Below are 24,098 nucleotides of genomic sequence, written 5' to 3' on the forward strand. Positions count from 1 at the left end.
ATCTAAAAACATAAATGAACCGATTCCAATTCTTAGGAACCAATCCTCATCTTCATGTAAATCAAATATAAGCAGGTTGACTGAAAAATTATTTACTTCCACCTACCAAACTAGACTTGAAGGCTGAAAGCCACTATCAATCCCCCACTCCCATCTGCCCGATCGCCTGAGTGGCTTCTGTGACGGGCAGTTGGCAAGACTTGTTTTCACACACATAAATCATCGTATTGCCTTTGCTGAGCTTTCCTTCCAAGAGTTCAAGTGTACCTTCATTTTTTCCTCCCATCAATATCTTGTTGGGAATGTATTTAGCTGCCAATGTAAGCTTTTTTTGCTGCACATCCGGGCCAACAACGGCTACTTCAAAATGGCGGTTGCCCATCAGGCTGTAAAGCCTGGCCCAGTTGCTATAGAAATATGGACTTTCTATCACGTCTGCCTCTACATTGGCAAACATCTGATTGGCACGGGCTATGTCTTCTTCATTGAAAAAGTATTGTCCGAGTAAAAACAAGGCATGTGCCATGGAAGAGTTAGAACCAGGAATTACATTGTCAGTCAATTCCATTTTTCTGGCGATAAGTTCTGGATCTTCATCTGATGTGTAGAAAAACATTTTTGTTTCTTCATCTCCAAAATGTTGCACTACATATTCTTTTAATTCCTTCGCTTTATAAAGCCAGCTTTCATCGAATGTCGCCTCATAGAGTTTCACAAAAGCCAAAATCGTATGGCTATAATCATCCAAAAAACCACTGATTGAAGACTTTCCGTCTTTGTAATTCCGGTTGATTTTACCCGATTTTTGTATTTGATTCTTCAATAGAAAATTACCACATTTCACAGCTTTGTCCAGGTAATTTTCATCACCCAGTGCGAAATAAGCATCCAGATAACCTGTGATCATTAACCCATTCCATGAAGTCAACACTTTGTCATCCAATGGAGGCCTGACTCTTTTGGCACGAATGTCCATCAGTTGTTTTTTGCCCTTATTGATAATTGTTAGAGCATCTTTCTCAGCCAACTTAAATTTCTCAGCCATCTCCTGAACTGACATTACTTTCGTCAAAATATTCTTCTCTTCGAAATTTCCTTTATGGCTTACACCATAATAGGCTTTAAAGACTTTTGAGTCTTCCCCTAACACAGCGTCTATTTCTGCCTCTGTCCACACATAGAATTTCCCCTCTTCCCCTTCACTATCCGCATCCAACGACGAGTAAAAGCCACCAGTACCAGTCTTATCCATCAATTCCCTTTCTACAAAAGTTAGGGTTTCTTTTACAATCCGGGCATATTCCGGATTCTGATAATATTGATAAGCATGACTGTACAAACTCACGAGCTGTGCATTGTCATAAAGCATTTTTTCAAAGTGGGGAACAGTCCAGGTTTTGTCCGTAGAATAGCGGGCAAAACCACCACCAGCCTGATCATAAATACCACCAAAAGCCATATTATCCAAAGTCACTTTAAGTATTTCTTTGGCCTGGTCATTCGTCTTGAAATAATCGTAGGTAAGCAAAAATTCGTAAATAGATGGCATAGGAAACTTTGGGGCACCCTCTCTTCCACCATACTTCATGTCTATATCCGATACTGCTTTTGCGAATAAAGCTTCAAAAGTTGTTTGGCTAAAACTTGAACCTGATTCATTAAACACGGGCATCTCAACCTGGCTGATCCCTTCAGTAAGCTGCTCAGCCTGAGTCACCATTTTCTGTTTATCTGTCACATAGAGGTCAGCAAAATAATCCAACACCTTCTCCCACTTGTCTCTGGGGAAATAAGTGCCTGCAAAGACCGGACGGCCATCAGACAAAGCAATAATATTGAGCGGCCATCCACCACTACCATTCATCAGTTGTGCTGCATTCATGTATATCGCATCGATATCCGGACGCTCCTCCCGATCCACTTTTATCGACACGTAATTGCTGTTCATTTTTACGGCAATAAGAGAATCTTCAAACGACTCGTGTTCCATCACATGACACCAGTGGCAAGCAGCATAGCCAATACTTATAATCATCAACTTGTCTTCTTTTTTTGCCTGTTTCAGAGCCACTTCTCCCCAGGGATTCCAGTTTACAGGATTGTAAGCATGCTGCAGCAAATAAGGGCTACTCTCATTGATAAGTGCATTTGCCTTTTCCTGTCCTTGGTTGGGTGTACATGCCAGCAAAAGCATGAATACCGTACACAGCCCCATCAATTTTGTTTTTACAGTCATAGCATATTTTGTTTTTGGAGCAAATTCACTCCAGCTCTTATGTAGCATTCCTCCGGCTATCGGCACTCGCCTGCCAACACCTCCTCCAACATCGGGCTCAAACAAAGCCTCTATCCGGGCTAAAAGCAACTTTATTTCTTTAAATAAAGTGTAACTAGCAACCTTGCTAGAACAACCGCATTTAAAAGCAACCCTCCTTACCGCACTCCTGACTGCCGTCAGGCAAGTTGTTGCGGTATCTCTTGGAGTTATAGTCAACCCTAAGAGACCCCAGAATAAATCTGGGGATAGTAAACTTTTAAATGCTTTTGTTCTATTTACTCCACGACAATCAAATAATAGTTCTTCTTGCCCTTCTGAGCCAAAAGATACTTGTTTTGGAGCAACTTAAAATCTGCTGCTTGTTCAGCAGACGACAACTTCGTTTTATTAATGCTCACTCCACCACCTTTGATCATTCTTCTCGCTTCTCCTTTCGAAGGGAAAATCAGGTTGTCAGATGCATCGGCAAGTAAATCCGTAACATTCTCTGTCGATTGGTAAACATCTTTCGAAATAGAAGTCATCGGAACTCCTTCAAATACAGACAACAAAGTATCTTCATCCAGGGATTCTAAATCTTCAGTGGTTGATTTTCCAAACAAAATACCTGAGGCCTTTACTGCCATTTCATAATCTTCCCTGGAATGAACCCTTACCGTGACATCCTCAGCCAATGCCTTCTGTAGTACCCTATTGTGAGGTGCTTCATCGTGCTCTTTTTCAAGACCTTCAATAGTATCTTTCTCCAATAATGTAAAAATCCTGATGTAATTTTTAGCATCCTCATCAGATGAATTCAACCAGTATTGGTAAAATTTATAAGGTGAAGTCCGTTTTTTATCCAACCATACATTTCCACCTTCGGTTTTTCCAAACTTGGTACCGTCTGCTTTTTTGATCAAAGGAGTAGTAATCGCCCATGCTTCTCCGTCACCCTTTCTTCTGATCAGTTCTGTTCCCGTCACTATGTTTCCCCATTGATCAGATCCACCCAATTGGATCTTGCAACCTTTGTTTTTATTGAGCCAGTAAAAATCATAACCCTGCACCAGTTGGTAGCTAAACTCGGTAAAAGAAAGACCCGTCTCCAACCTCGTTTTGACAGAATCTTTGGCCATCATATAGTTAACAGTGATGTGCTTGCCAACATCCCGTATAAAATCAAGGAAGCTGAAGTCCTTGAACCAATCGTAATTGTTCACCATCTCAGCAGAATTCTCTCCACAATCAAAATCCAGAAATTTCGCCAACTGATTGTGAACGCAAGCCACATTATGGTTCAAAATATCCTCCGACAGTAGGTTTCTCTCAGCAGATTTCCCCGATGGATCACCCACCATTCCGGTAGCACCGCCCACCAAAGCAAATGGCTTGTGCCCTGACCGCTGAAAATGAACCAGTGTCATTATTTGCACCAGACTGCCAATATGTAGAGAATCTGCCGTTGGGTCAAAACCAATATAGCCAGCAGTCATTTCTTTATTCAATTGATCCTGTGCACCGGGCATGATGTCGTGTATCATGCCTCTCCATTTTAGCTCTTCTACAAAATCCTTAACCATTCTTCTTAATTTCTTGTTTTTTTGACGCACAAAGATAGAAGGATAAAACACAAATGGGTTGAAAAATACACAGATAAAATCTAAGCAGAATATTCACTAATTTTAAACTAAAATCTCTTGTGAGCCTAATACATAAGCATTTAAAAATTCTTGCTATCCCCAGATTCCTGACGGCAGTCAGGAGTGCGGTAAGGTGGTTTTTGTTTTTAAATGCGTTTACAATAGTTGTGAGCCACCCGACAATACAATGAAACGTTTCTTTCCAATATTACTATCATGGTGTTTTCTAGTGTGCTTAGATACGAATTGCTTTTCACAAACTTCTCCCCAAACTTTTTCCAATCGGATAGAACAGTACAAAAAAGCGACTGACTATTACAATCTTGGCTTGCGCTTTCAACAAAAAAGAGAATTCGAAAAATCTATCAAATACTACGACAGTGCCATCAGTCTGAATGTGAGAAATGTCGATTACTACCTCGCGAGGGCAGAGTCGAGGGAGTCGTCCGGAAATCCTGTTGCGGCTTTGGCTGATTATGAAACAGTTATCCTGATTGATCCAGAATACCCCAGTTCTTATTTCAAAAGAGGATTGATCTATCACCAACAAAAAAATTATAAAGCGGCAATCGCTGACTTTACACTTCTATTGGAGGGAGAACAGTTCAAAGTAACCAAAGGAATCATTTTCAAAGGAGTGCAACAGAATGAAGGTGGTCTGGCCACCTTTTCGGGTATCACTACCATGAATCAAATGAAAAGTGATGTATTCAATGCCAGGGCTCTTTCCTACGTCCAATTGAATGAAACAGACAAAGCACTGCTAGACTTTGAAAATGCGATTAAAGAAAACAGTAACGACCCCAATTATTTCGTCAACCGGGGTTTGCTTAAGTTATCTTTGCAAGATACCGTCATAGCAAAAGCAGATTTTATTTCGGCACTTGAGATAAAACCAGGATTCAAGCCCGCCATTTATAACCTATCCAAAATTTCAACTGAAAAAGAACGAGATGGACTCAAAAAGGAGCTCTATGCCGACAATGAATCTTCTGTAATTTTTTCACAAATGGCTTACGAAAAATTTCTATCCGGTGAGTACAAAAAGGCTTTACTGTACTATGATTCGGCTTTGTTTTGGATGCCAAAAAATGCGGATGACCTGATGAACCGAGGCATTGTAAAATTAAAGCTCAAACAGACGAAATCTGCTATAAGAGATTTTGACAAATCCATTGCCCTGGATAAGTCTTTGATCAGAAATTACTTTTTGATAGGCAATGCTTACCAGACACTCAAAGCTTATGAAGAAGGAATCAAATACTACGAATTTTACCTTGCGACAGCCGGGGCAGATGCTCAGGTGCATTACAACAAAGGTATTGCAGAATTGCAGCTAGGAAATAAAGACCAGGCATGCAAGGATCTGACTTTAGCACTGAATATGGGAGAAAAAAAGGCAGCAAAACCAAAAGAAGAAGCTTGTAAATAGTCAAAATCAAATTTCCGGTTTCTATTTAAAACTTATTATCGTTATTTTGCAATAAATAAAAATGATATGGAAAACTCAACTTCGAACTTCCCAAGAATGCATGTTTCCTTATATGTAACGAACCTTGCCGCCACAGTAAATTTCTACAACACTTTTTTTGGTGTTTCTGCCAACAAGATTAAGACAGGTTATGCAAAATACATTTTAAACAAGCCATCACTCATCATTTCTTTCATCGAAAATCCTGAGCGGGTACAATCCAACTTCGGTCATTTGGGTTTTCAGGTAGAAACCAGAGAAGAGATGGGGCAAAAACTCGAAATAGCCAGAGAAAAAAATATAGTTTCCAAAGAAGAAATGGGTACGTCCTGTTGCTATGCTATCCAAGACAAGTTCTGGGTAAACGATCCTGATGGCATCCAATGGGAAGTCTATTATTTCCATGAAGATGTGGAATTCAATGACCCTCATTATGAGAGTACAGAAGCCACAGCTTGTTGTGCTCCTCCAGCGAAAGAAGAAGTCAAACCAGCCAAATCATTGATCATTGAAGATGATATGTGCGTGCCCGGAACCAAATGTTGCTAGTGGTCTTATAGATTTGCAATATAATAGTGTCAACTAGTCTAGCTCTTTCGATAAAATTAATTGATTTGAATTTTGATTAATTTTATGTCTTTATTACTACGTTAGCTATGCTCTTGATACTATTTTTATAGTTTTGCTACCAAAATTATTATTGATAGTTAGGTACTACACTGACAGATACAAATCGAAAAAACATGTCAATCCATCAAAGCAATATAAAAAGGGTCACGACACACCAACTTCAGGAAATGAAGAACCGTGGTGAAAAAATATCAATGCTTACGGCCTATGATTATTCCATGGCCAGAATCCTGGACGGTGCGGGCATAGATGTGCTGCTGGTAGGAGATTCCGCTTCCAATGTAATGGCCGGAAATGAAACAACCCTTCCAATTACGCTTGACCAGATGATTTACCATGCCACTTCGGTAGTCAGAGCTATCAACAGAGCATTTGTAGTAGTAGATGTTCCTTTTGGAAGTTATCAGGGTAGCTCCTCTGAAGCACTTAAGTCAGCCATCCGGATCATGAAAGAATCAGGAGCGCATGGTGTAAAAATGGAAGGTGGAGCTGAAATCAGAAAAAGTATTTTGCGGGTATTAAGTGCAGGAGTACCAGTGATGGGTCATCTGGGATTAACGCCACAGTCTATTTATAAGTTTGGTACCTATACAGTGAGGGCAAAAGAAGAGGAAGAAGCTGAAAAATTAATAGAAGATGCCAAATGTCTGGAAGAATGTGGTTGTTTTGGCATTGTGCTGGAAAAAATTCCCAGAGAATTAGCAAAGAAGGTATCCAAAGAAGTCAGTATTCCGACCATTGGAATTGGAGCCGGACCGGATGTGGATGGGCAGGTTTTGGTAGTACACGACATGCTCGGCATCACTCAGGAGTTTAAGCCTAGGTTTTTAAGGCAGTATGCAGATTTAAGTGGGATCATCAACGGTGCAGTAACAGAATATATCAAAGACATTAAATCAGGAGATTTCCCAAGTGATAAGGAAAGTTATTAATCTTATTCGATAACACCTCTTTTATTCTCATCCAGTGAAATCTAATTCACAAACATTTGTTAAATTCGCACCTTGGAAAGGCAAAGGCTATATTTTTCCCAAATTTTAGCCCTCTTTTTTTAGTCAAAAACAGTAATACAAAATAAAATTTTAGTGGTATAGTACCCACTTCTTGAGGAAGAAAATCATGACACAAACATCAAAAATTATTTACACCATAACCGATGAAGCTCCGGCATTGGCAACCCAATCGTTACTTCCTATAGTTCAGGCATTTACCGGCCCATCCGGTATTGAGATAGAGACCAGAGACATTTCTCTGGCAGGGAGGATCATTGCTAATTTTCCTGATGTATTGACGGATGACCAGAAGATTTCAGATGATTTGACAGAACTGGGAGAATTGGCTAAAAACCCGGACGCTAATATTGTTAAACTTCCCAACGTAAGTGCATCTATTCCTCAACTTCAAACCGCCATTAAAGAACTTCAGGCTAAAGGATACAAACTTCCTGATTATCCGGAAGAACCTAAAGACGATGAGGAGAAGCAAATAAAGTTACGTTATGCCAAATTGCTCGGAAGTGCTGTAAATCCGGTATTGAGAGAAGGCAACTCAGACAGAAGAGCACCACGTGCTGTCAAAAATTATGCAAAAAACCACCCACATTCTATGGGTGCATGGACATCAAGCTCTAAAACCCATGTGGCAAGCATGACTTCCGGAGATTTTTATGGAAGTGAGAAGTCTGTGACTGTTCAAGAAGCAGGTGATGTGAAAATTGAATTGGTAGCCACTGATGGAACTACAACAGTATTAAAAGAAAAAACAACTCTGCTAGCTGGAGAAATCATAGATGCTTCAGTAATGAGTATGAGTGCTTTAAAAAGCTTCTTCGAAAAGGAAATTGATGATGCCAAAGCACAGGGGACATTGTTTTCATTGCACATGAAAGCTACTATGATGAAGGTTTCTGACCCTATCATATTCGGCGCTGCTGTATCGGTGTATTACAAAGATGTTTTTGAAAAATACGGCGAACTATTTGCCGAACTTGGAGTAGATGTAAATAATGGTATTGGCGATGTATATGCCAAAATCCAAACTTTGCCGGCAGATAAAAAAGCAGAAATTGAAGCAGCTATCCAAGCTGTTTATAGCACCCGGCCTGCTCTTGCGATGGTCAATTCTGATAAAGGAATTACCAACCTGCATGTGCCTAGCGATGTAATTATTGATGCCTCAATGCCCGCAATGATCCGTACTTCCGGCCAGATGTGGAATGCAAAAGGTGAGCAACAAGATACGAAAGCAGTAATTCCGGACAGATGCTATGCAGGCGTTTATCAGGCGACTATAGATTTTTGTAAAAAGCATGGAGCTTTTGATCCTACCACTATGGGAAGTGTATCCAATGTGGGATTGATGGCGCAAAAAGCTGAAGAATATGGTTCTCATGACAAAACATTTCAGGTAAGTGCTAGTGGTACTGTAAATGTAACTGATGGCTCAGGAAATGTTTTGATGGAGCAGCCAGTAGAGAAAGGTGATATTTTCAGAATGTGTCAGGTGAAAGATGCTCCCATTCAGGATTGGGTGAAGTTGGCAGTGAACAGGGCAAAAGCAACTGATCTTCCTACCATATTTTGGCTCGACAGTGAAAGGGCGCATGATTCTGAGCTCATCAAAAAAGTGAATGCTTACCTTCCTAACCATGACACCACTGGTTTGGATATTCGCATCATGTCTCCTGTAGAGGCTACCCAGTTTTCTATGGAAAGAATCATAGAAGGAAAAGATACCATTTCTGTTACAGGAAATGTACTTAGAGATTATTTGACTGACTTGTTTCCAATTTTGGAAGTGGGTACTAGTGCAAAAATGCTTTCCATCGTTCCGTTGATGAATGGAGGTGGTTTATTTGAAACAGGAGCTGGCGGATCAGCTCCAAAGCACGTTCAGCAGTTTCTTGAGGAAGGCCATTTGAGGTGGGATTCTCTTGGTGAATTTTTGGCTCTTGCCGTTTCACTTGAGCACCTTTCCAATACTACCAATAATGCAAAAGCAAAAGTACTGGGCGAGACGCTTGACCTTGCGACTGACAAATTCTTGGAAAACGGTAAGTCACCTTCTAGGAAAGTAAATGAGCTGGACAACAGAGGAAGTCATTTTTACCTGGCATTGTATTGGGCACAGGCACTAGCCAGCCAAACAGAAGATGCCGAACTACAAGCAAGTTTCACAGCCATAGCTGAGGAGCTGGCTGCCAATGAAACGAAGATCGTAACGGAATTGAATGCCGCTCAGGGAAATCCAGTTGACATTGGAGGGTATTACCAGCCAAATGCTGACCTTGCCGCCAAAGCAATGCGTCCAAGTACTACCTTTAATTCCATATTAGAAAAAATAGCTTAAGTAAATCCTTAAGAAAAACAGATAGTTAAAAGTCTCTTCGAAAGAAGGGACTTTTTTTGTGGTTTGAGTTTGACCATCTCCTTAAAATAGTTTTAGCTATCAAATGATAAGAATTATTAATAGCATATACCGTATTGACATATTCAGATACTAAAGACCATCAGATACAATAATTGCATATATAAATGGTATCCAACAAATCGACCCTATAATAATAGCCCCCCAAATACTTCTTTTACGAAATTTTAAATCTGACGAAACCTGCTTTTTCCAGAAAACTGACTCAAGAATATACATACCTAAAAGACTTATGGGTAGTGCCAATCCAGATGTGCTTTTCTCAATTTGATTTAACGTTATAACTTGTACTGCTGAATATATCAACCCAGAAAGGGCTACCAACCAAGCTGTGTTTTTCTTATCCAATTGTGCAAAGTTGAGAGCCATTAATATAGACCCTGCAAAAACAGAGAAAAAGGCTCCAAAAAAGAATACAAATTTTGAATGATACAGAATTGGTGCATTTGGATCATCAGTAATATTTGAGTCTCTTAATTCCTTTTTAATTGCCTCATCCACATCTTTTTGCTTTTGCTCAATTTCTGATTCAATATTCTTAATATCTTCTCCAGCCTTTTTTCTTTTCTCTAATTCCCAAATTGCAGCAAGAACAGCCTCCTCTTGAAATTTGGATTTATTATAAGCGTAGTTTTGCAACTCACTATCGGTTTTGTTAACCATTTTATTTGAGAAGTAATTTTCATTTGCCATTTATCCACCTATTTTTTTACAAATTTTTTATCTCAAAGCTCAATAAAATCAAACTTTTGCCCACCGAGAGTGGCTTCATACATCAACCCTCCTTTTGCCATGGTAAATACGGCCACTCCGTTTTTGTAAGGAATGTTGACAGCCGCTCCTTCGGTCACGGCTACAGCAGTAGCACTTGGTGCAAATTCAAAATTTCCACCGACAAAGCTATCATAGGCACTTTTGGACTGAAAAAAGATTACTTCTATGTAAGCTTGACCACCAAATTGAAAACCGATGGTTACCTGAGTCATCCTCACGCCTCCGGTAGCCTTTCCTCCTTTTTTGAACACCGTCCCTTTGCCATAAGCACCACCCACTCCAATGCCACCTTTCCCGATAGATGGAAACACCGCATATCCATACGAATTACCGAAAAAAGAAGAAATCTTATCGTTCTTAGCTTTGATTTCTGCAATGGCCTCTTGCGCTTTTTTCACATCCTCCTGAGTCCATTTTTTCTTTTGGGCTTGCAGGGTGAATACGGATAGAGAAAGTATAAAAAGCAGTACTTGTATTTTGATTCGCATATCTTTTGGTTGTTTGGACAGTAACAATATTAAAAACAATTACGCCGGGTTACAACTATTGTTGTTGAAACAAAGCAGTAATGGTAGGGTGAGTCGGATTTACGGTTTTACAGAGGTCTTGCTTTGCCACATTTGTCCTTCAACGCCAATGTTTGCCACGTCGGCCGACTGGCAGGTGTCCACAAATATTCTTAAAAGATCCCTCCAAAGTCGGGATGACAAGGTGGCTATTGAACTTAGTCTTACTGTTATTTGTTCAGGGGCTTTCCTTTCAACTCCAATGTTTGTGTCTCCACAAACATTCTCAATTATGACTCCCGTTTGTGGAAACCTGCCTACCGGATCAGACAGCCACAAAAACGGGGGCGGGTTTTATAATATGACAAAGCAGCGTTTGTCCTAATTTCGTTATCTTTGAACCCCCATTGTAACTAATTTTGATCCCAAATTCATAAACCTCACAACCATCGTGACAATCAAAAAAGAAAACATTTCTGAATACATCATTCAACTGTATCGCAAAGAAGACCTTGTACGAGCCTTTGAGTTTGATATGGAAAAAATAGGCACTCATGTCATCAATCATTTGCCAATATCCAATATTGAAAAACTTTCGGAGGTAAATTACTATGAAGACCTGATCCAAAAGATGCAGGATCAAGGCATAGAAAAAGAAGGACATTTGGAAGAGGCAAAGCAACTGGTCAATGCTTTGGAAATCCTGAGTACCGACCTGCTCAGGAGCGACAACCAATACACTGAAATTTACGAAGATGCAAAACCAGCTATCGATGAAAATATAGAGTTGTCCAGAGGAGTCATTACAAGTAACATTCAAATCTGTTTGAATGGAATATATGGTTTCCTCCTTTTAAGATTGAATGGCAGAAAAATGGAAGAAAATGATCAAAACAAAATCGAAAAATTTGGGAACGTCCTGTCTTATTTAAGCATGAAATATCAGGAACGTTTCGAATCCAATTGAAGATTGTTAAGACAAACGACAATTCTGTGATGTTTTCAATTCGAAATGAATTATTATCACTTTAATTTAGTTACTTATACAGAATGATTTGAAACTGAATTGAATCCCCGACCGAACGATATCGCCATCCTTTTTTTCTCTCGCTCCGAAAGCGAAGAAATCCAGCATAAAAAATTTACAAATAAAAGGAAAACGAATCTGTCGATTGCAGCGGCGCTCATCTCTTCTACTGAAGCTGTTTTACACACTTCCAATTTTTCATATTTCACGATAGACTCTGCCCAACAAACAGGGTTGAATTTTGGAGAACGGTTCTCGAATGCCCTCCAGCTAGTGTTCGAAAAAGGATACAGTAAAATCATAGCCATTGGCAATGATTGTCCTATGCTTACCCAAAAAGACCTGACAAAAGCGGCTACAATCCTCGACAGCCAACGCAATGTACTCGGGCCTGCTACAGATGGAGGCATTTACCTGCTTGGCATTCAAAAAGAGCATTTCAATGCTGATCAGTTTAAAGAACTCAGGTGGCAGTCTGCTCATTTGTTTTCAGATCTTGAGCAATATTTCAGCAATCAAAAAACCTCTGCGGATCAATTGTCAAGAAAGGCTGACATTGACAATGAAACTGACCTAAAGGCATTGTTCCGACTACAACCAAATGCCAAGTCTGTTCAACTGTTGAAAGAGCTGTTCTTTGGAAAAAGCTACAAAAAGAAGAGCCAATACATCGACCCACATTTTATCTCGCAATTTCACCAGTCCCTTGGGCTGAGAGGACCTCCAAAAATTTAGTCTTTGCTTGCTTTCTAGGTCACCACCCAGAAAGCTTATCCATTTTATTTACTTAAAAATTAATTTCAACTGGTATTCATGTGCTTGAATACCTCATTTATATTGTTATGAGTAAAAGTTATTACGACCCGGCCGATCTGAAAAAATTCGGAGACATCTCAAAATTTCAACCTGAACTAGGAAAAAAATTCTTTGACTATTACGGTGAAGTTTTTAAAGAAGGCGCACTGACACAACGAGAAAAAGCATTGATCGCTTTGGCTGTGTCGCATGCCGTACAATGTCCGTATTGCATAGACGCCTACACCAGCACTTCATTGGAGAAAGGTGCTGACGAGGAGCAAATGATGGAAGCCATACATGTAGCGGCAGCCATCAAAAGCGGGGCTCTTCTGGTGCACGGTGTGCAAATGATGAACAAAGTAGATGAGTTGACCATGTGATCCATGGGTTGTTTCAAAAAGAAAATGTAACAAATGACTGTCAATACCAAAATATCGCTCAAAGGCCAACAAGGATCATTGTCGAATGTATCTAGCCAAATAGAGGTACTTGAAAGAGGCGGTTTTCCTTCTTTTAAATCCAAACTGGAAAACATCAGTTTGTTACCATTGCACCCTACCCAGCTTGATATTTTTCAGGTGAATATGGGGAAAATGTGCAACCAGGTTTGTAAGCACTGCCATGTAGATGCCGGTCCTGACAGGAAGGAAATCATGACCAAAGAAACCATGCAGCAGTGCCTGGATGCGCTTGATAAATCCAATATCCAAACTGTGGATTTGACTGGTGGTGCTCCGGAGATGAACCCTGATTTCAGGTGGTTTGTAGAGGAACTGAGCAATCGCAACAAACACATTATTGTGCGTTGCAACCTCACCATCATCCTGGCCAACCAAAAGTACAATGACCTGCCTGAGTTTTACAAAAAACACAACATAGAAGTGGTTTCTTCTTTGCCACATTTTTCTGCTAGGAGAACAGACTCTCAGCGTGGAGAAGGCGTATTCGGAAAATCGATCAAAGCCCTGAACATGCTAAATGAAATAGGTTATGGAATAGACAATTCGGGTTTGAAGTTGAATCTGGTGTTCAATCCATCAGGAGCATTTTTACCGGGCGATCAAAAACAACTGGAAAATGAATTCAAAAGACGGTTGAAAAATGACCACAATATCGACTTCAATGAATTGTACGCCATCACCAACCTGCCAATTTCTCGCTTTCTTGATTATCTGGTAAACACCGGAAATTATGAAGAATATATGCTAAAGCTGATCGACGCTTTTAATCCTTCTGCCGCCATAGGCGTGATGTGTCGAAATACAATCTCGATAAGCTGGGATGGTTACCTGTACGATTGTGACTTCAACCAAATGCTTGACCTGAAGTTGGATGGTGAAACGCCGAAACACATCAAGGATTTTGATGTAGAAAAACTGGAATCGAGGGAAATTATATTAAACAACCACTGTTATGGCTGTACTGCCGGAGCAGGTTCAAGCTGTGGGGGAGCTACTGCGTAGTGTAGCTGTGCAAATGCCACCTTGTCATCCCGACGAAGGAGGGATCTTCTTCGCTTATTGCAGATCGGCAAGAAAGATTTCTCCTTCGTCGAAATGACAAAAAGGCTTAAAGTGAAGGCTATGGCGTTATAGGCCAAACCTCACACCAGTACTATTAACTATTAGATTTACGAACAATGCAAGGATACCTGGAAACAACAAAAGATGTTTATAAACAAGCAGCATTGACTCCTGATGTGGGATTATGCTGTACCACCTCCCCGATTTGGCAACTGCCGGGTCTGAAAATGCCGAAAAAAATGCTCGCCATGAATTATGGCTGTGGTACGACGGTGCATCCAAGGGATTTAGTCAACAACCCTACCGTGCTGTATGTAGGTGTGGGTGGTGGCATGGAACTGCTGCAGTTTTCCTATTTCTCCAGAAAACCCCAAGGAGTAATTGGTGTAGATGTAGTCGATGAAATGCTGACTGCTTCTGCTAAAAACTTTGTTGAAGCAGAAAAACTCAATCCATGGTTTGAAAAGGATTTCGTCGATTTGAGAAAAGGGGATGCACTGAATTTACCCATAGAACACAACACCATAGATGTAGCGGCACAGAATTGCCTTTTCAATATATTCAAAACTGAAGAACTGCAAAAAGCCTTGGCTGAAATGTATCGGGTACTGAAACCACACGGACGATTGGTGATGTCCGATCCTATTTGCGATCAGGAGATGCCGGAAAACCTGAGGGCAGACGAAAGGCTCAGGGCTTTATGCCTCAGTGGGTCTATTCCAATGAAAGAATATATCAAAATGCTGACAGATACGGGATTTGGGACCGTGGAAATCAGAGCTAAGAGACCATACCGTATGCTCGCACCCGGACAATACGATACAGAAAATCTGATATATATCGAAAGCCTGGAAGTATGTGCCATCAAAGACCCAATGCCTAAAGATGGCCCTTGTGTGTTTACAGGAAAAGCGGCCATCTACTATGGCACGGATGAATTATTTGATGATGGAAAAGGCCATACACTATTGCAAAACCAGCCTCTTGCTATATGCGATAAAACCGCAGGAGCACTGGCTTCTCTTGGCAGAAAAGACATTCACATCACCGAATCAACATGGTTTTATGATGGTGGGGGGTGTTGTTGATACAGTTCAAATCAAATAGATCAAAATCGCTATAAGAAAGTATATCCCCATGCCAATCAAATGTGGTTTGAATATAAATTCTGTATTTTGATTTATGATATTTATACCCAGTCAACTATTAACCAGCAAATTGCGATAATTCCAAAAATTAAGGATGAAATAAAACCCAGTGGTGGAGTATGACCACCTCGAATTCCAAAAAGAATAGAAAAAGTAATTGACAAAACTAGTGTCAAACTGTAAATCACAATCTTAATTTTATTATAAGTATTCAATTTGAAAATAGTCTAAAAGTTTTTTCATCCAATACAACCAATCTATCTGGTGTATGTTCGATCATTATCTGTTATGCACAGTCTCATATATTTCTTCAACTGTTCGCCATTTGATGTCACGAATTTCTTCTACATTAATGTTCTGCTGAGTAGATGTTCCATTAAAGAATATGCATGGAAATATAATTTGATCATCTGGAAATGTAACTTCACCTTCTCGAATAATGTCATGATCAAGAGAAGATAATATTTTAAGTTCACCATCTATATTCTTAACTAACATATTCATTATGTCCCAAGGATATCCCCAATAATATTTATCATCTTCAAGAATAATTGGATTGAAGAAAAACAGAATTTCTTGTTTCCCAATTTCCAAATTCAAGTCATAGAGAAGGTAATCGATTCCATCTTCGTAACCTGAAGCTTCATAAACTTCCATTTCAGGATCATTATCTATGTTTAGAAATTTCACATATTGAATCCGCTTTTCAGAAGTGGTTTTGGTTAACCAGATTCGCAAGTCAGAAGATACCCAATACTCATCATATATATATTTTTCCTCCGATTGAGAAAGTACTATAAAGTCATTTTGATCGTCTCCATCAATATCAATTGAAATTACTCTTTCAATTTTACTTGTGATTATTTCTTTTAGCTCTTTCGGTATATAGTCGAGAGTGTCGGCTGAAAGGAAGCCTTGACCAAAAGTGTTAGTAGAGAATAAGGAAAAGAGGAGTAGAAAAATGTTTTTCATGAGCATCTACTGATTGTGCATAAAACCTATATTTTCAATACTGCCCAGATCCTAACATCACCAATGTGCAGCCATGTACAGTTTCTATTCCTTGTTTTTGAGCCATTAATTCTAGTAGGTCATTTTCTGCCCCAGGATTAAAGATAATCCTTTTTGGTTTTAAGTCAAGCACGTAATCTTCATAGCCTTTGAAATGATCTGCTCCGACATACATTGTCACCGTATGAATATCGGCGAGCTCAGGTTTGTCTTTTATGTTGAGGATTTTATGTCCAAAAACTTCTCCGGGCTTGTTGCCAACGGGTACTATTTCATGGCCTTTGTTTTCTAATCTCTCGGCTGCCAAATAAGCATACCTCGATGGGTTTGGGGTAGCTCCTATGATGACTGTTTTCATTTATTACATTTTACACGTCTTAAAAAGATTGAGATTAAGCTAAAAAGATTTCTCCAAAATCGAAATGACAAGTTTTGAGGTTTCTTCAAGCCTTGCTTTTTTTAGCATATTTCATTACCAGCATTTCCGCACATTTCTCCCCGTCGATAGCTGCCGACATGATGCCACCGGCATATCCGGCACCTTCTCCACATGGAAACAATCTTTCCACCTGTAAATGTTCCATCGTTTCCCGATTTCTCGGAATACTGACCGGAGATGATGTCCTACTCTCCACGCCTACCAATACTGCTTCGTTTGTCAGGTAACCTTTCATCTTTTTTCCAAAAAACCTAAAACCGATTTTAAGTCGTTCAGAAATTTCTTGTGGCAACACTTCTTCCAGGTTTACCGACTCCAATCCCGGCTGATAGGAACACTCCGGCAAAGTATTGGAGTGTTGTTTGGATACATAATCCACCAATCGCTGGGCAGGTGCTTTTTGTGTGTTTCCTGCTGCGATGCATGCCTTCTTTTCTACTTCTGCCTGAAATTTCATTCCTGCCAATGCGCCAAACTTTTGATAGGGCTCAAAGTCCGAGCTTTCAACAGACACGACCATACCGGAGTTGGCAAACTTCGAATCACGCTTAGATGGGCTCATACCATTGACTACTACTTCTCCTTCGTTGGTGGCAGAAGGAACAATAAATCCCCCCGGACACATACAGAATGAAAACACTCCTCGCACTGCTTTCTGGTATTCGGTCTGAGTGGCCATGGCATAAGGTGCCGCTGGCAGGTAAGCCCCTCTGGAGTCACAATGGTACTGAATCTTGTCGATGAGCTGCTGGGGATGCTCTATCCGCACTCCCAGTGCAAATGGCTTGGGTTCGATCAATATTTTTTTCTTATCTAACAATTCGAATATGTCCCTTGCGGAATGTCCGGTGGCCAGAATTACTCCTATTCCTTCATATACCTCACCAGAAACAGCCACCACACCTTTCCAGATATTGCTATCTATTTTAAAATCTGTAACCCTGGTATTAAAATGAATCTCTCCCCCTTTTTCCAAGATAGCTTCTCTCATGGAAGCAATCACCTTTGGTAATTTGTTGGTGCCAATATGAGGATGGGTATCGACCAAAATGTCGTCGGTAGCCCCATGCGTCACCAGTATCTCAAGGATTCTGGTAATATCTCCTCTCTTTTTTGACCGGGTGTATAATTTGCCGTCAGAGTAAGTACCAGCACCACCTTCTCCAAAACAATAATTGGAATCTGGATTAACAATGTGCTCCTTGTTAATATTCGCCAAATCTCTCCTGCGTTCCTGCACATCCTTTCCCCTTTCCAAAACGATAGGTTTTACACCCATTTCTATGCATTTTAGGGCGGCAAACAGGCCGGCAGGTCCTGCTCCAATGATAACTACTCTCTCTGCTTTATCTACATGGTGATCAGGTGATTTATAGGCTAATTGGGGAATCTCCACAGCAGTATGAAAAACTGCTACTTCTATGTTCACCATTACTTTCCGGGCACGGGCATCAATGGATCGTTTGATCAGCTTGAATGCGTTTGGTGCCTGCCCTCTTCCCAGTTTTGTTTGCATGAAAGCTTTGAAGTTGGCATCATCAAATGCGATTTCGGGTTTTACTTTATATCTATAGACCTTGTCTGCCATATCGATTTATTTAGTCCGGCAAAGTAAGTCAACAAAATATTGAGACGGTAAAATAAACTTTAATTCCTCTGATTTGAGCAATAGACCTGCCAGGTTTCTTTTCGAAAAAGAACAAAAAAATTACCGTCAATAGCTGGGTTTTCAATACATGGGATATGCCATTGTGTTTACAGGCATTTGTTCCTAAGAAGTATAAAGGATGTCAGTATTTTGCTGCAATTCGTTAATGAAATAATAATAATCTGTACATTTCTTCTCGTAGTTTTTTTCATTCTATCATTCACTTCTCAAACTATCCACGGGATTTGCTAACGAGACTTTAATTAACTGATGGCTCATGGTGAGAATAGTGATCACAAAAACACTTATCCCTGCAATGAATAATATCCACCAGGAAATATTCACATGATAGGCAAAGTCTTCCAGCCAACTATTCATCCCTATCCAGGCTAATGGAAGGGCAATAACCAATGCGATGAATACCAATTTAAAGAAACCCTTGGTCTGAAGGGTAATCAATGAGATGATGGTTGCACCTAGCACTTTTCGGATACCTATTTGCTTTGTTTGTTGTTCTGTAACAAAGGCTGAAAGTCCGTAAAGACCCAAACTAGAAATCAGAATGGCAAGGATTGCCAGAAGATTAAATATTAAACCCATCTTCTTTTCGCCTGCATACTGTCGCTCCAAATCCTGATCAAGGAAATGGTAAGAAAATGGATATTTTGGGTTTAGCCCTTGATGTATTTGTTCCAGTAAGGCCAGGCAATCCCGGGTTTGTCCAACCGTAGTACGAACAACCAGGAAGCCTTTTTCTCAATACAATTGGCTGTATTTCATATTGCAAAGGTTTAAAATTGAAGTCTTCAACAACGCCTATTACACGACCTTTAGGCCCATTATATGAAATTTTCTCTCCCAGAATGCTTCTCAAGTCTTTTCCCATCAGGTTCATCATGGTCTCGTTAATGATAAAACTATCTTCGTCAGACCTAAGGTCTTTGTGAAATCCTTTTCCTGCCAATATTTTTATCTCGAATAGATCAAGGAAGTTATCATCAATGTTAATGTTGGGAATGACTATGTTAACATTTTCCGGCTTGCCGTCCCATTGAACGTTTACAACACCAGTAGTAAGGTCATATGGTAGGTCAGAAATAATAGAGTATTCTTCCGTAAATGGATTCTGTCCTAATGTATTTTGGAGAGTTTTCAGTTTATCACGCAACTCTCTGCGAAGTGGAATTGTAATTAAATTTTCCTTGTTGAAACCAAGGTTCATTCCTTTAATGAAATTCAGTTGGTTATACACTACCAAAGTGCCTACTATCAATATGCCTGAAATAGTGAATTGGGTAATAACAAGGATGTTTCTAAAAGCGATATTTCCAAATGAATGTTTTAATTCCCCTTTCATTACTTTCAATGGATTGAAGCTCGATAAAAACAGAGCCGGATAACTGCCTGATATCAGGCCAGTAGCCATAATGATCAGTAGAAAGCGAATCCAAAAACTACTCTCCAGAAAGTCAATACTTAATTCTTTGCCAGAAATAGTATTGAAATGTGGCAATGCAACTATGACCAAGAGCATAGCCAAAGCAGATGATATTATAGTGAGAAGTATCGATTCACTTAAAAACTGTCCGATCAACTGTTTTCTTTGGGCACCAATTGTTTTACGCAGTGCTACCTCTTTAGATCGCTTGATTGACCTAGCAGTTGACAGGTTCATGAAATTGATACAGGCAATACCTAAGATAAAAAGTGCGGCCATGAAGAAAATGGTTACATATTGCATATTTCCTTTCTCAGCCAAATCAATTTGTAAATCTGACTTTAGGTGGATGTCTGTCAAAGGCTGAAGTTTAAAGTTGATGGAATTACTTTCTTGCCTATCCCAGTAAATTGCAGTTATTTTTTCTTCCAGCGTAGAAATACTTTCAGGGGAATTTAAGTTGTAATTGAGCTTGAAGTAGTTGTAATATGTAAAGTTGTCCCATGTTTTTGTGACAAGGTCTTGATCGGTTTTTGCCACAGTTGATAAGGGGATTAGAAAGTCGAATTTCAAATGCGAATTGCTCGGTAAATCCTCAAGTATAGCTACTACACTCACGTCATAGGTGTTATTCACCTTGAAGATTTTTCCGATAGGATCATCATTTCCAAAATACTTTTTGGCCATGCCAGAAGTCATAACAATCGTATTAGGGTTGGCGAGTGCGGAAGACTGGTCACCTAAAAGCAGTTTGAAATTAAAAAAGTCGAAGAAATTTGAGTCTGCCATGAGAATGCGATCCTCTTCAAAGATTTGGTTATTCGTCTCAAAAAGCCCGTTGTTAAATTTACTTACCCTTACCACGGATTCAATTTCAGGAAGCATTTCCTGGAGATCTGGCCCCATTCCGGCAGGGGTCACAGCGGCTTTGAAATCATTAACATGACCTGTCAACCGATAAATGTTCTCTGCATCGTGATTAAAGCGATCATAACTAAGTTCATTTTCTACCCAGAGTAGAATAAGCATACTACATGCCATGCCTATTGCAAGTCCCACAATATTGAGGAAGGTGTAGAGTTTGGTCCTCGCCAAATGGCGAAAAGCCACTTTAAAATAATGAATATACATACTTATATAATTTGAGTTTGACCAATTTGATTTTATTGCAAAAGGTCTTATAAACTGTAGCACCTGCACCCAATACTTTAACCTGGATTTCAAACTTCCATCCTCTTGGTGGTTTCGCTCAAAATGAGCATGCAAGTCCCCTTGAATCTCTTCGAGAAGCTCTGGTTTACAAAACCATAATAGGAATTTGTCTGCTAGTGCAGGTGGTCTTCTTATACGCATCAGACTGTCTTGATTGAAAGTTCGGGAATCTGTGTCCAGATACTCACTTTGGTGTCTCTGCTTTGTATTAAAGCTTTTTCACCAAATGCTGTAAGTGTAAAAAGCCGCTTTCGTCTTCCTCCACGTTCCTTTGTAGGGTCTCCCAGAGAAGACTCGACAAGCCCTTTGGTTTCCAATCTGCTCAATGTGGCATGTACTGCTCCGATGGCAGTAGTTCTTCCAGTCTGTTTCTTTATCTCATCACATATTCCCAAACCATATGCATCTTCCTTCAACAATGCAATCATCAGCAAAACCAGCTCTTCAAATTCACCTAAACTTTCTTTTCCCATTATTATTTTTTCTATTTTGTAGAATAAATATACGGAAGAAATTTTAATTAGTTCTATAATGTAGAAAATATTACCTTTAAAATGACCAAAAATTGATGTCAGGGCTTATTCATCTCTTAATGAATCAACCGGATTTTTGCGAGAAACAAGTAGTGTTTGAGGAACGATGGTTATCAGCCCCAAAAACAAAAGAAGCACTGATCCCAAAACAACTGTTCCAAAACCAAACTCCACACGAACAACCAGGTAATCCAACCAAAGTCTATTGATAAAAAAACTTAAAGGAGCTGCTATGACAATAGCCATACCCAACAAGGCCAAAAATTCTCTGGAAAGTATATAGATCAAATTAACACTAGCTGCACCAAGTACCTTCCTTATGCCAATTTCCTTAGAACGACGCTCTGTAGAGTAAATAGCCATCCCAAGCAATCCCAGACATGCAATTGAAATAGCTAGAAAAGCAAAGAAACCTATGATCGATACCAAGTCAAAAACACCTAGGTTTTGACTTGTCAATTTATCTTCAAAAAACTCATATTTAAGCGGATGAATGGGATCAACCGTTTTCCATTGCTCCTCCAATTGAGCCATTGTTTGCTTCTGATCAGTGCTTTCAATTTTTACGCTCGCAAAATGAAATAAGTCAGGGTTATTCCTCAAAATAGCAGGTCTTATGACCTGTCGATTAAGCAATAACGAAAAAGTAAAATTTTCTACTACTCCGACAACCCTCAGCGATTGGCCATTTCTTCCTTCGAAGGACTGACCGATGATTTCGGAGGCATTGTCATAACCGAAAACCTTAATCAGTTCTTCATTCACCAGAATAGATTCCCCAACACCTGTGCCCTCGTCAGACAAATTGTGACCAGCAATAAGTTCAATGTCCAACACGTTGATAAATTCTTCGTTCACGCTTAGATCTATCGCTTGTTTTCCTTCTTCCACTCCAGGGGATTTGAGCGTAATGCCATCATTGCGCCCCCCGCCAGGTAGATACGCACAAGCGGAAATGTTGGTAACTCCAGGGACACTGGCTAATGCGGTTTTCACCAGCTGATAATCATTACTCTGTAGATTAACGTTCACCACATTACGGGCATCAAAATTATATTCGTAGTTCATGAAATGTTTAAACTGATTAAACCCAACAATCGAAGTAATGATGAACAAAAGAGATATTACAAACTGGGTTACTGTTAAGACCTTCCTCATACCCATTCTCCCTTTCCTTACCTCGAACACATTTTTCAATGCAGTAACTGGCATGAAAGCTGATAACCTAAAAGCAGGAAATATTCCCGCAATGAGGCCAATAAGGAGAGCCAAACCAATAAAGATCAAATAAACATCAAAATCTGCACTAAGATCAAAATCTAAATATTGATTTATCCATAAATTGAGAAATGCGCCCTTCACAAAAAACAATAAACCTATCGCCAATAACAATGACAGAAAAGCTGTAATCATAGATTCACTCAGAAACTGGAATATTAAATCTTTTCTTCTTGCCCCATTTACTTTACGAATTCCAATTTCCTTAGCACGTGTTAAAGCACGTGCTATTGACAAATTAGTATAGTTCAGGCAAGCCGATAGCATGACTACAAAAGCCAACCCTGCCAATATGTAGTAGGCAATCATTGGCAAGCTATTGTTCGGGTCATTGCCCAACATCGGCCCAGGAGTTATTTTCGTCAACGACTGAGCCACAAACGTTGAGTTTTTCAACCTCTCATCATCTCGATACTGTACAGAAGCGAAACGATGAAGCGAATTAGTCAACTCCTCTTGGTTTACCCCATCTTTTACTAAAACATAGGTATAGCACTTTGAATAATCTCCCCAATTTTTTGACACATCGTACACCTTTTTCTCTATATATAGTCTATTGAGAGAGGTTTCAGAAACGAGTACGTTAAATTTGAGGTGGGTCTTGTTGTCATTATCAGCAAGTACTCCTGTTATCATATAATTTCCCCAAAGTACCGGTTCTGTCCCCTCATCAGTAAACATATCTATGCCTCTGTCTGAAAATTTCACCGTTTTACCTATCGGGTCTTCGTCCCCAAAAATTTGTTTTGCAATTTTGTGGGTTATGACCATAGAGTTTGGTTCAACCAATGCAGTATGCCTATCTCCTTTTTCCAATTGATAGCTGAATATCCTGAAAAAAGATGGGCCGGTGAAATAGCCCTTTATTTCAGCATAGTTTTGTTTGTACACTGCATCTCCTCCAAATCCCTTTCTCAAATTAGTAGCCTCTGAGATAATGGGAAAATCTGACTTTAATACATCCAACAGAGGATTTGGAGTTGTGGCGTAGGGTCGTTTGTGATCCCCTGGCTTCATTATTATACGATAAACATTCTCCTTTTTTTCATGAAATTGATCATAGCTCTTTTGATCAGCTAACATCAAAACAATCAACATGCATACTGACATAGCCACTGCCAAGCCAAAAATATTGATAAAGGAAAAAACCTTGTACTTTAATACATTACGAATCCCAACCTTAATATAATTTTTAAATACTGACATCCGACTAATCTGTGATTGTTGGAAAACAGTTGTTTTATAGTCGAATTAAGGTGGTTTTGATAAGTTTTGAAAAACACCCCCTTGTTGATTGCAGAACATATCGAGTTGGATTATCCTAATTTTTCTTTCT

General features: G+C 39.6%; 21 protein-coding genes. 10 read left to right on the forward strand and 11 right to left on the reverse strand.

Annotated elements, in window-relative coordinates; genetic code table 11:
* Positions 1-136: 136 nt before the first annotated feature.
* Complete coding sequence (locus tag AAOP42_RS09660) at positions 137-2,365, reverse strand: thioredoxin domain-containing protein (protein ID WP_349528290.1); 2,229 nt, start codon at positions 2,363-2,365, stop codon at positions 137-139.
* A 188-nt stretch (positions 2,366-2,553) separates the two neighbouring features.
* On the reverse strand, positions 2,554-3,840 hold the full coding sequence (tyrS, locus tag AAOP42_RS09665; protein ID WP_349528291.1) for a tyrosine--tRNA ligase: 1,287 nt from the start codon (positions 3,838-3,840) through the stop codon (positions 2,554-2,556).
* Positions 3,841-4,129: 289 nt separating this feature from the next.
* On the opposite strand from tyrS, the gene AAOP42_RS09670 reads away from it, so the two are divergent.
* The 4 genes from AAOP42_RS09670 to AAOP42_RS09685 all read left to right on the forward strand — a co-directional run bounded on the left by AAOP42_RS09670 (position 4,130) and on the right by AAOP42_RS09685 (position 9,349).
* Positions 4,130-5,332, forward strand: coding sequence for a tetratricopeptide repeat protein (locus tag AAOP42_RS09670; protein WP_349528292.1), 1,203 nt, complete (start codon positions 4,130-4,132; stop codon positions 5,330-5,332).
* A 66-nt stretch (positions 5,333-5,398) separates the two neighbouring features.
* Positions 5,399-5,920 (forward strand): ArsI/CadI family heavy metal resistance metalloenzyme, encoded by a 522-nt coding sequence (locus AAOP42_RS09675; protein WP_349528293.1) that lies wholly within the window; start codon positions 5,399-5,401, stop codon positions 5,918-5,920.
* A 194-nt stretch (positions 5,921-6,114) separates the two neighbouring features.
* A complete protein-coding gene (panB, locus tag AAOP42_RS09680) occupies positions 6,115-6,933 on the forward strand; it encodes a 3-methyl-2-oxobutanoate hydroxymethyltransferase (protein WP_349528294.1) in 819 nt (272 codons plus the stop codon).
* A 187-nt stretch (positions 6,934-7,120) separates the two neighbouring features.
* Positions 7,121-9,349, forward strand: a complete 2,229-nt coding sequence (locus AAOP42_RS09685; RefSeq protein WP_349528295.1) for an NADP-dependent isocitrate dehydrogenase — start codon at positions 7,121-7,123, stop codon at positions 9,347-9,349.
* Between the two features lie 150 nt (positions 9,350-9,499).
* On the opposite strand, the gene AAOP42_RS09690 is transcribed toward AAOP42_RS09685, so the two are convergent.
* A complete protein-coding gene (locus AAOP42_RS09690) occupies positions 9,500-10,120 on the reverse strand; it encodes a hypothetical protein (RefSeq protein ID WP_349528296.1) in 621 nt (206 codons plus the stop codon).
* A 32-nt stretch (positions 10,121-10,152) separates the two neighbouring features.
* Positions 10,153-10,689 carry a lipid-binding SYLF domain-containing protein gene (locus AAOP42_RS09695; RefSeq protein ID WP_349528297.1) on the reverse strand — a complete coding sequence of 179 codons (537 nt, stop codon included), beginning with the start codon at positions 10,687-10,689 and terminating at the stop codon, positions 10,153-10,155.
* Between the two features lie 64 nt (positions 10,690-10,753).
* Between AAOP42_RS09695 and AAOP42_RS09700 the strand changes: the two genes are divergently transcribed.
* The 6 genes from AAOP42_RS09700 (at position 10,754) to arsM (ending at position 15,143) form a co-directional block, all read left to right on the forward strand.
* Positions 10,754-11,092, forward strand: coding sequence for a hypothetical protein (locus AAOP42_RS09700; RefSeq protein ID WP_349528298.1), 339 nt, complete (start codon positions 10,754-10,756; stop codon positions 11,090-11,092).
* Positions 11,093-11,158: 66 nt separating this feature from the next.
* Positions 11,159-11,674 (forward strand): DUF4924 family protein, encoded by a 516-nt coding sequence (locus AAOP42_RS09705; RefSeq protein ID WP_349528299.1) that lies wholly within the window; start codon positions 11,159-11,161, stop codon positions 11,672-11,674.
* A gap of 99 nt (positions 11,675-11,773) precedes the next feature.
* A complete protein-coding gene (locus AAOP42_RS09710) occupies positions 11,774-12,469 on the forward strand; it encodes a TIGR04282 family arsenosugar biosynthesis glycosyltransferase (protein ID WP_349528300.1) in 696 nt (231 codons plus the stop codon).
* Positions 12,470-12,576: 107 nt separating this feature from the next.
* Positions 12,577-12,912, forward strand: coding sequence for an arsenosugar biosynthesis-associated peroxidase-like protein (locus tag AAOP42_RS09715; protein ID WP_349528301.1), 336 nt, complete (start codon positions 12,577-12,579; stop codon positions 12,910-12,912).
* 33 nt (positions 12,913-12,945) lie between these two features.
* Positions 12,946-13,995: an arsenosugar biosynthesis radical SAM (seleno)protein ArsS gene (arsS, locus tag AAOP42_RS09720; RefSeq protein ID WP_349528302.1), complete on the forward strand. Its 1,050-nt coding sequence runs from the start codon at positions 12,946-12,948 to the stop codon at positions 13,993-13,995.
* 176 nt (positions 13,996-14,171) lie between these two features.
* On the forward strand, positions 14,172-15,143 hold the full coding sequence (gene arsM / locus AAOP42_RS09725; protein ID WP_349528303.1) for an arsenosugar biosynthesis arsenite methyltransferase ArsM: 972 nt from the start codon (positions 14,172-14,174) through the stop codon (positions 15,141-15,143).
* A 339-nt stretch (positions 15,144-15,482) separates the two neighbouring features.
* On the opposite strand, the gene AAOP42_RS09730 is transcribed toward arsM, so the two are convergent.
* From AAOP42_RS09730 to AAOP42_RS09760, 7 genes are all read right to left on the reverse strand, one after another.
* A complete protein-coding gene (locus AAOP42_RS09730) occupies positions 15,483-16,175 on the reverse strand; it encodes a hypothetical protein (RefSeq protein ID WP_349528304.1) in 693 nt (230 codons plus the stop codon).
* 34 nt (positions 16,176-16,209) lie between these two features.
* Positions 16,210-16,572 carry a CoA-binding protein gene (locus AAOP42_RS09735; protein ID WP_349528305.1) on the reverse strand — a complete coding sequence of 121 codons (363 nt, stop codon included), beginning with the start codon at positions 16,570-16,572 and terminating at the stop codon, positions 16,210-16,212.
* Positions 16,573-16,657: 85 nt separating this feature from the next.
* Complete coding sequence (locus AAOP42_RS09740; protein WP_349528306.1) at positions 16,658-18,241, reverse strand: NAD(P)/FAD-dependent oxidoreductase; 1,584 nt, start codon at positions 18,239-18,241, stop codon at positions 16,658-16,660.
* A gap of 276 nt (positions 18,242-18,517) precedes the next feature.
* Positions 18,518-18,901, reverse strand: coding sequence for an ABC transporter permease (locus AAOP42_RS09745; protein WP_349528307.1), 384 nt, complete (start codon positions 18,899-18,901; stop codon positions 18,518-18,520).
* A 37-nt stretch (positions 18,902-18,938) separates the two neighbouring features.
* Positions 18,939-21,092: an ABC transporter permease gene (locus AAOP42_RS09750; RefSeq protein WP_349528308.1), complete on the reverse strand. Its 2,154-nt coding sequence runs from the start codon at positions 21,090-21,092 to the stop codon at positions 18,939-18,941.
* Positions 21,092-21,424, reverse strand: coding sequence for a PadR family transcriptional regulator (locus AAOP42_RS09755; RefSeq protein ID WP_349528309.1), 333 nt, complete (start codon positions 21,422-21,424; stop codon positions 21,092-21,094). The genes AAOP42_RS09750 and AAOP42_RS09755 overlap by 1 nt, the downstream gene beginning before the upstream one ends.
* Before the next feature lie 105 nt (positions 21,425-21,529).
* The gene (locus AAOP42_RS09760) at positions 21,530-23,968 is read right to left on the reverse strand and encodes an ABC transporter permease (protein WP_349528310.1); all 2,439 of its coding nucleotides are present in this window, start codon (positions 23,966-23,968) and stop codon (positions 21,530-21,532) included.
* Between the last annotated feature and the right edge of the window lie 130 nt (positions 23,969-24,098).

Source organism: Reichenbachiella sp. MALMAid0571 (genome assembly GCF_040151475.1).
Classification (GTDB): Bacteria; Bacteroidota; Bacteroidia; order Cytophagales; family Cyclobacteriaceae; genus CAXBNB01.

What these genes read in the sequence shown, in the direction of transcription:
- tyrS (WP_349528291.1), bottom strand. Translation starts at nt 3,840, where the DNA reads ATGGTTAAGGATTTTGTAGAAGAGCTAAAATGGAGAGGCATGATACAC.
- AAOP42_RS09675 (WP_349528293.1), top strand. Translation starts at nt 5,399, where the DNA reads ATGGAAAACTCAACTTCGAACTTCCCAAGAATGCATGTTTCCTTATAT.
- panB (WP_349528294.1), top strand. Translation starts at nt 6,115, where the DNA reads ATGTCAATCCATCAAAGCAATATAAAAAGGGTCACGACACACCAACTT.
- AAOP42_RS09685 (WP_349528295.1), top strand. Translation starts at nt 7,121, where the DNA reads ATGACACAAACATCAAAAATTATTTACACCATAACCGATGAAGCTCCG.
- AAOP42_RS09690 (WP_349528296.1), bottom strand. Translation starts at nt 10,120, where the DNA reads ATGGCAAATGAAAATTACTTCTCAAATAAAATGGTTAACAAAACCGAT.
- AAOP42_RS09695 (WP_349528297.1), bottom strand. Translation starts at nt 10,689, where the DNA reads ATGCGAATCAAAATACAAGTACTGCTTTTTATACTTTCTCTATCCGTA.
- AAOP42_RS09715 (WP_349528301.1), top strand. Translation starts at nt 12,577, where the DNA reads ATGAGTAAAAGTTATTACGACCCGGCCGATCTGAAAAAATTCGGAGAC.
- arsS (WP_349528302.1), top strand. Translation starts at nt 12,946, where the DNA reads ATGACTGTCAATACCAAAATATCGCTCAAAGGCCAACAAGGATCATTG.
- arsM (WP_349528303.1), top strand. Translation starts at nt 14,172, where the DNA reads ATGCAAGGATACCTGGAAACAACAAAAGATGTTTATAAACAAGCAGCA.
- AAOP42_RS09730 (WP_349528304.1), bottom strand. Translation starts at nt 16,175, where the DNA reads ATGAAAAACATTTTTCTACTCCTCTTTTCCTTATTCTCTACTAACACT.
- AAOP42_RS09735 (WP_349528305.1), bottom strand. Translation starts at nt 16,572, where the DNA reads ATGAAAACAGTCATCATAGGAGCTACCCCAAACCCATCGAGGTATGCT.
- AAOP42_RS09740 (WP_349528306.1), bottom strand. Translation starts at nt 18,241, where the DNA reads ATGGCAGACAAGGTCTATAGATATAAAGTAAAACCCGAAATCGCATTT.
- AAOP42_RS09745 (WP_349528307.1), bottom strand. Translation starts at nt 18,901, where the DNA reads ATGGGTTTAATATTTAATCTTCTGGCAATCCTTGCCATTCTGATTTCT.
- AAOP42_RS09750 (WP_349528308.1), bottom strand. Translation starts at nt 21,092, where the DNA reads ATGCGTATAAGAAGACCACCTGCACTAGCAGACAAATTCCTATTATGG.
- AAOP42_RS09755 (WP_349528309.1), bottom strand. Translation starts at nt 21,424, where the DNA reads ATGGGAAAAGAAAGTTTAGGTGAATTTGAAGAGCTGGTTTTGCTGATG.
- AAOP42_RS09760 (WP_349528310.1), bottom strand. Translation starts at nt 23,968, where the DNA reads ATGTCAGTATTTAAAAATTATATTAAGGTTGGGATTCGTAATGTATTA.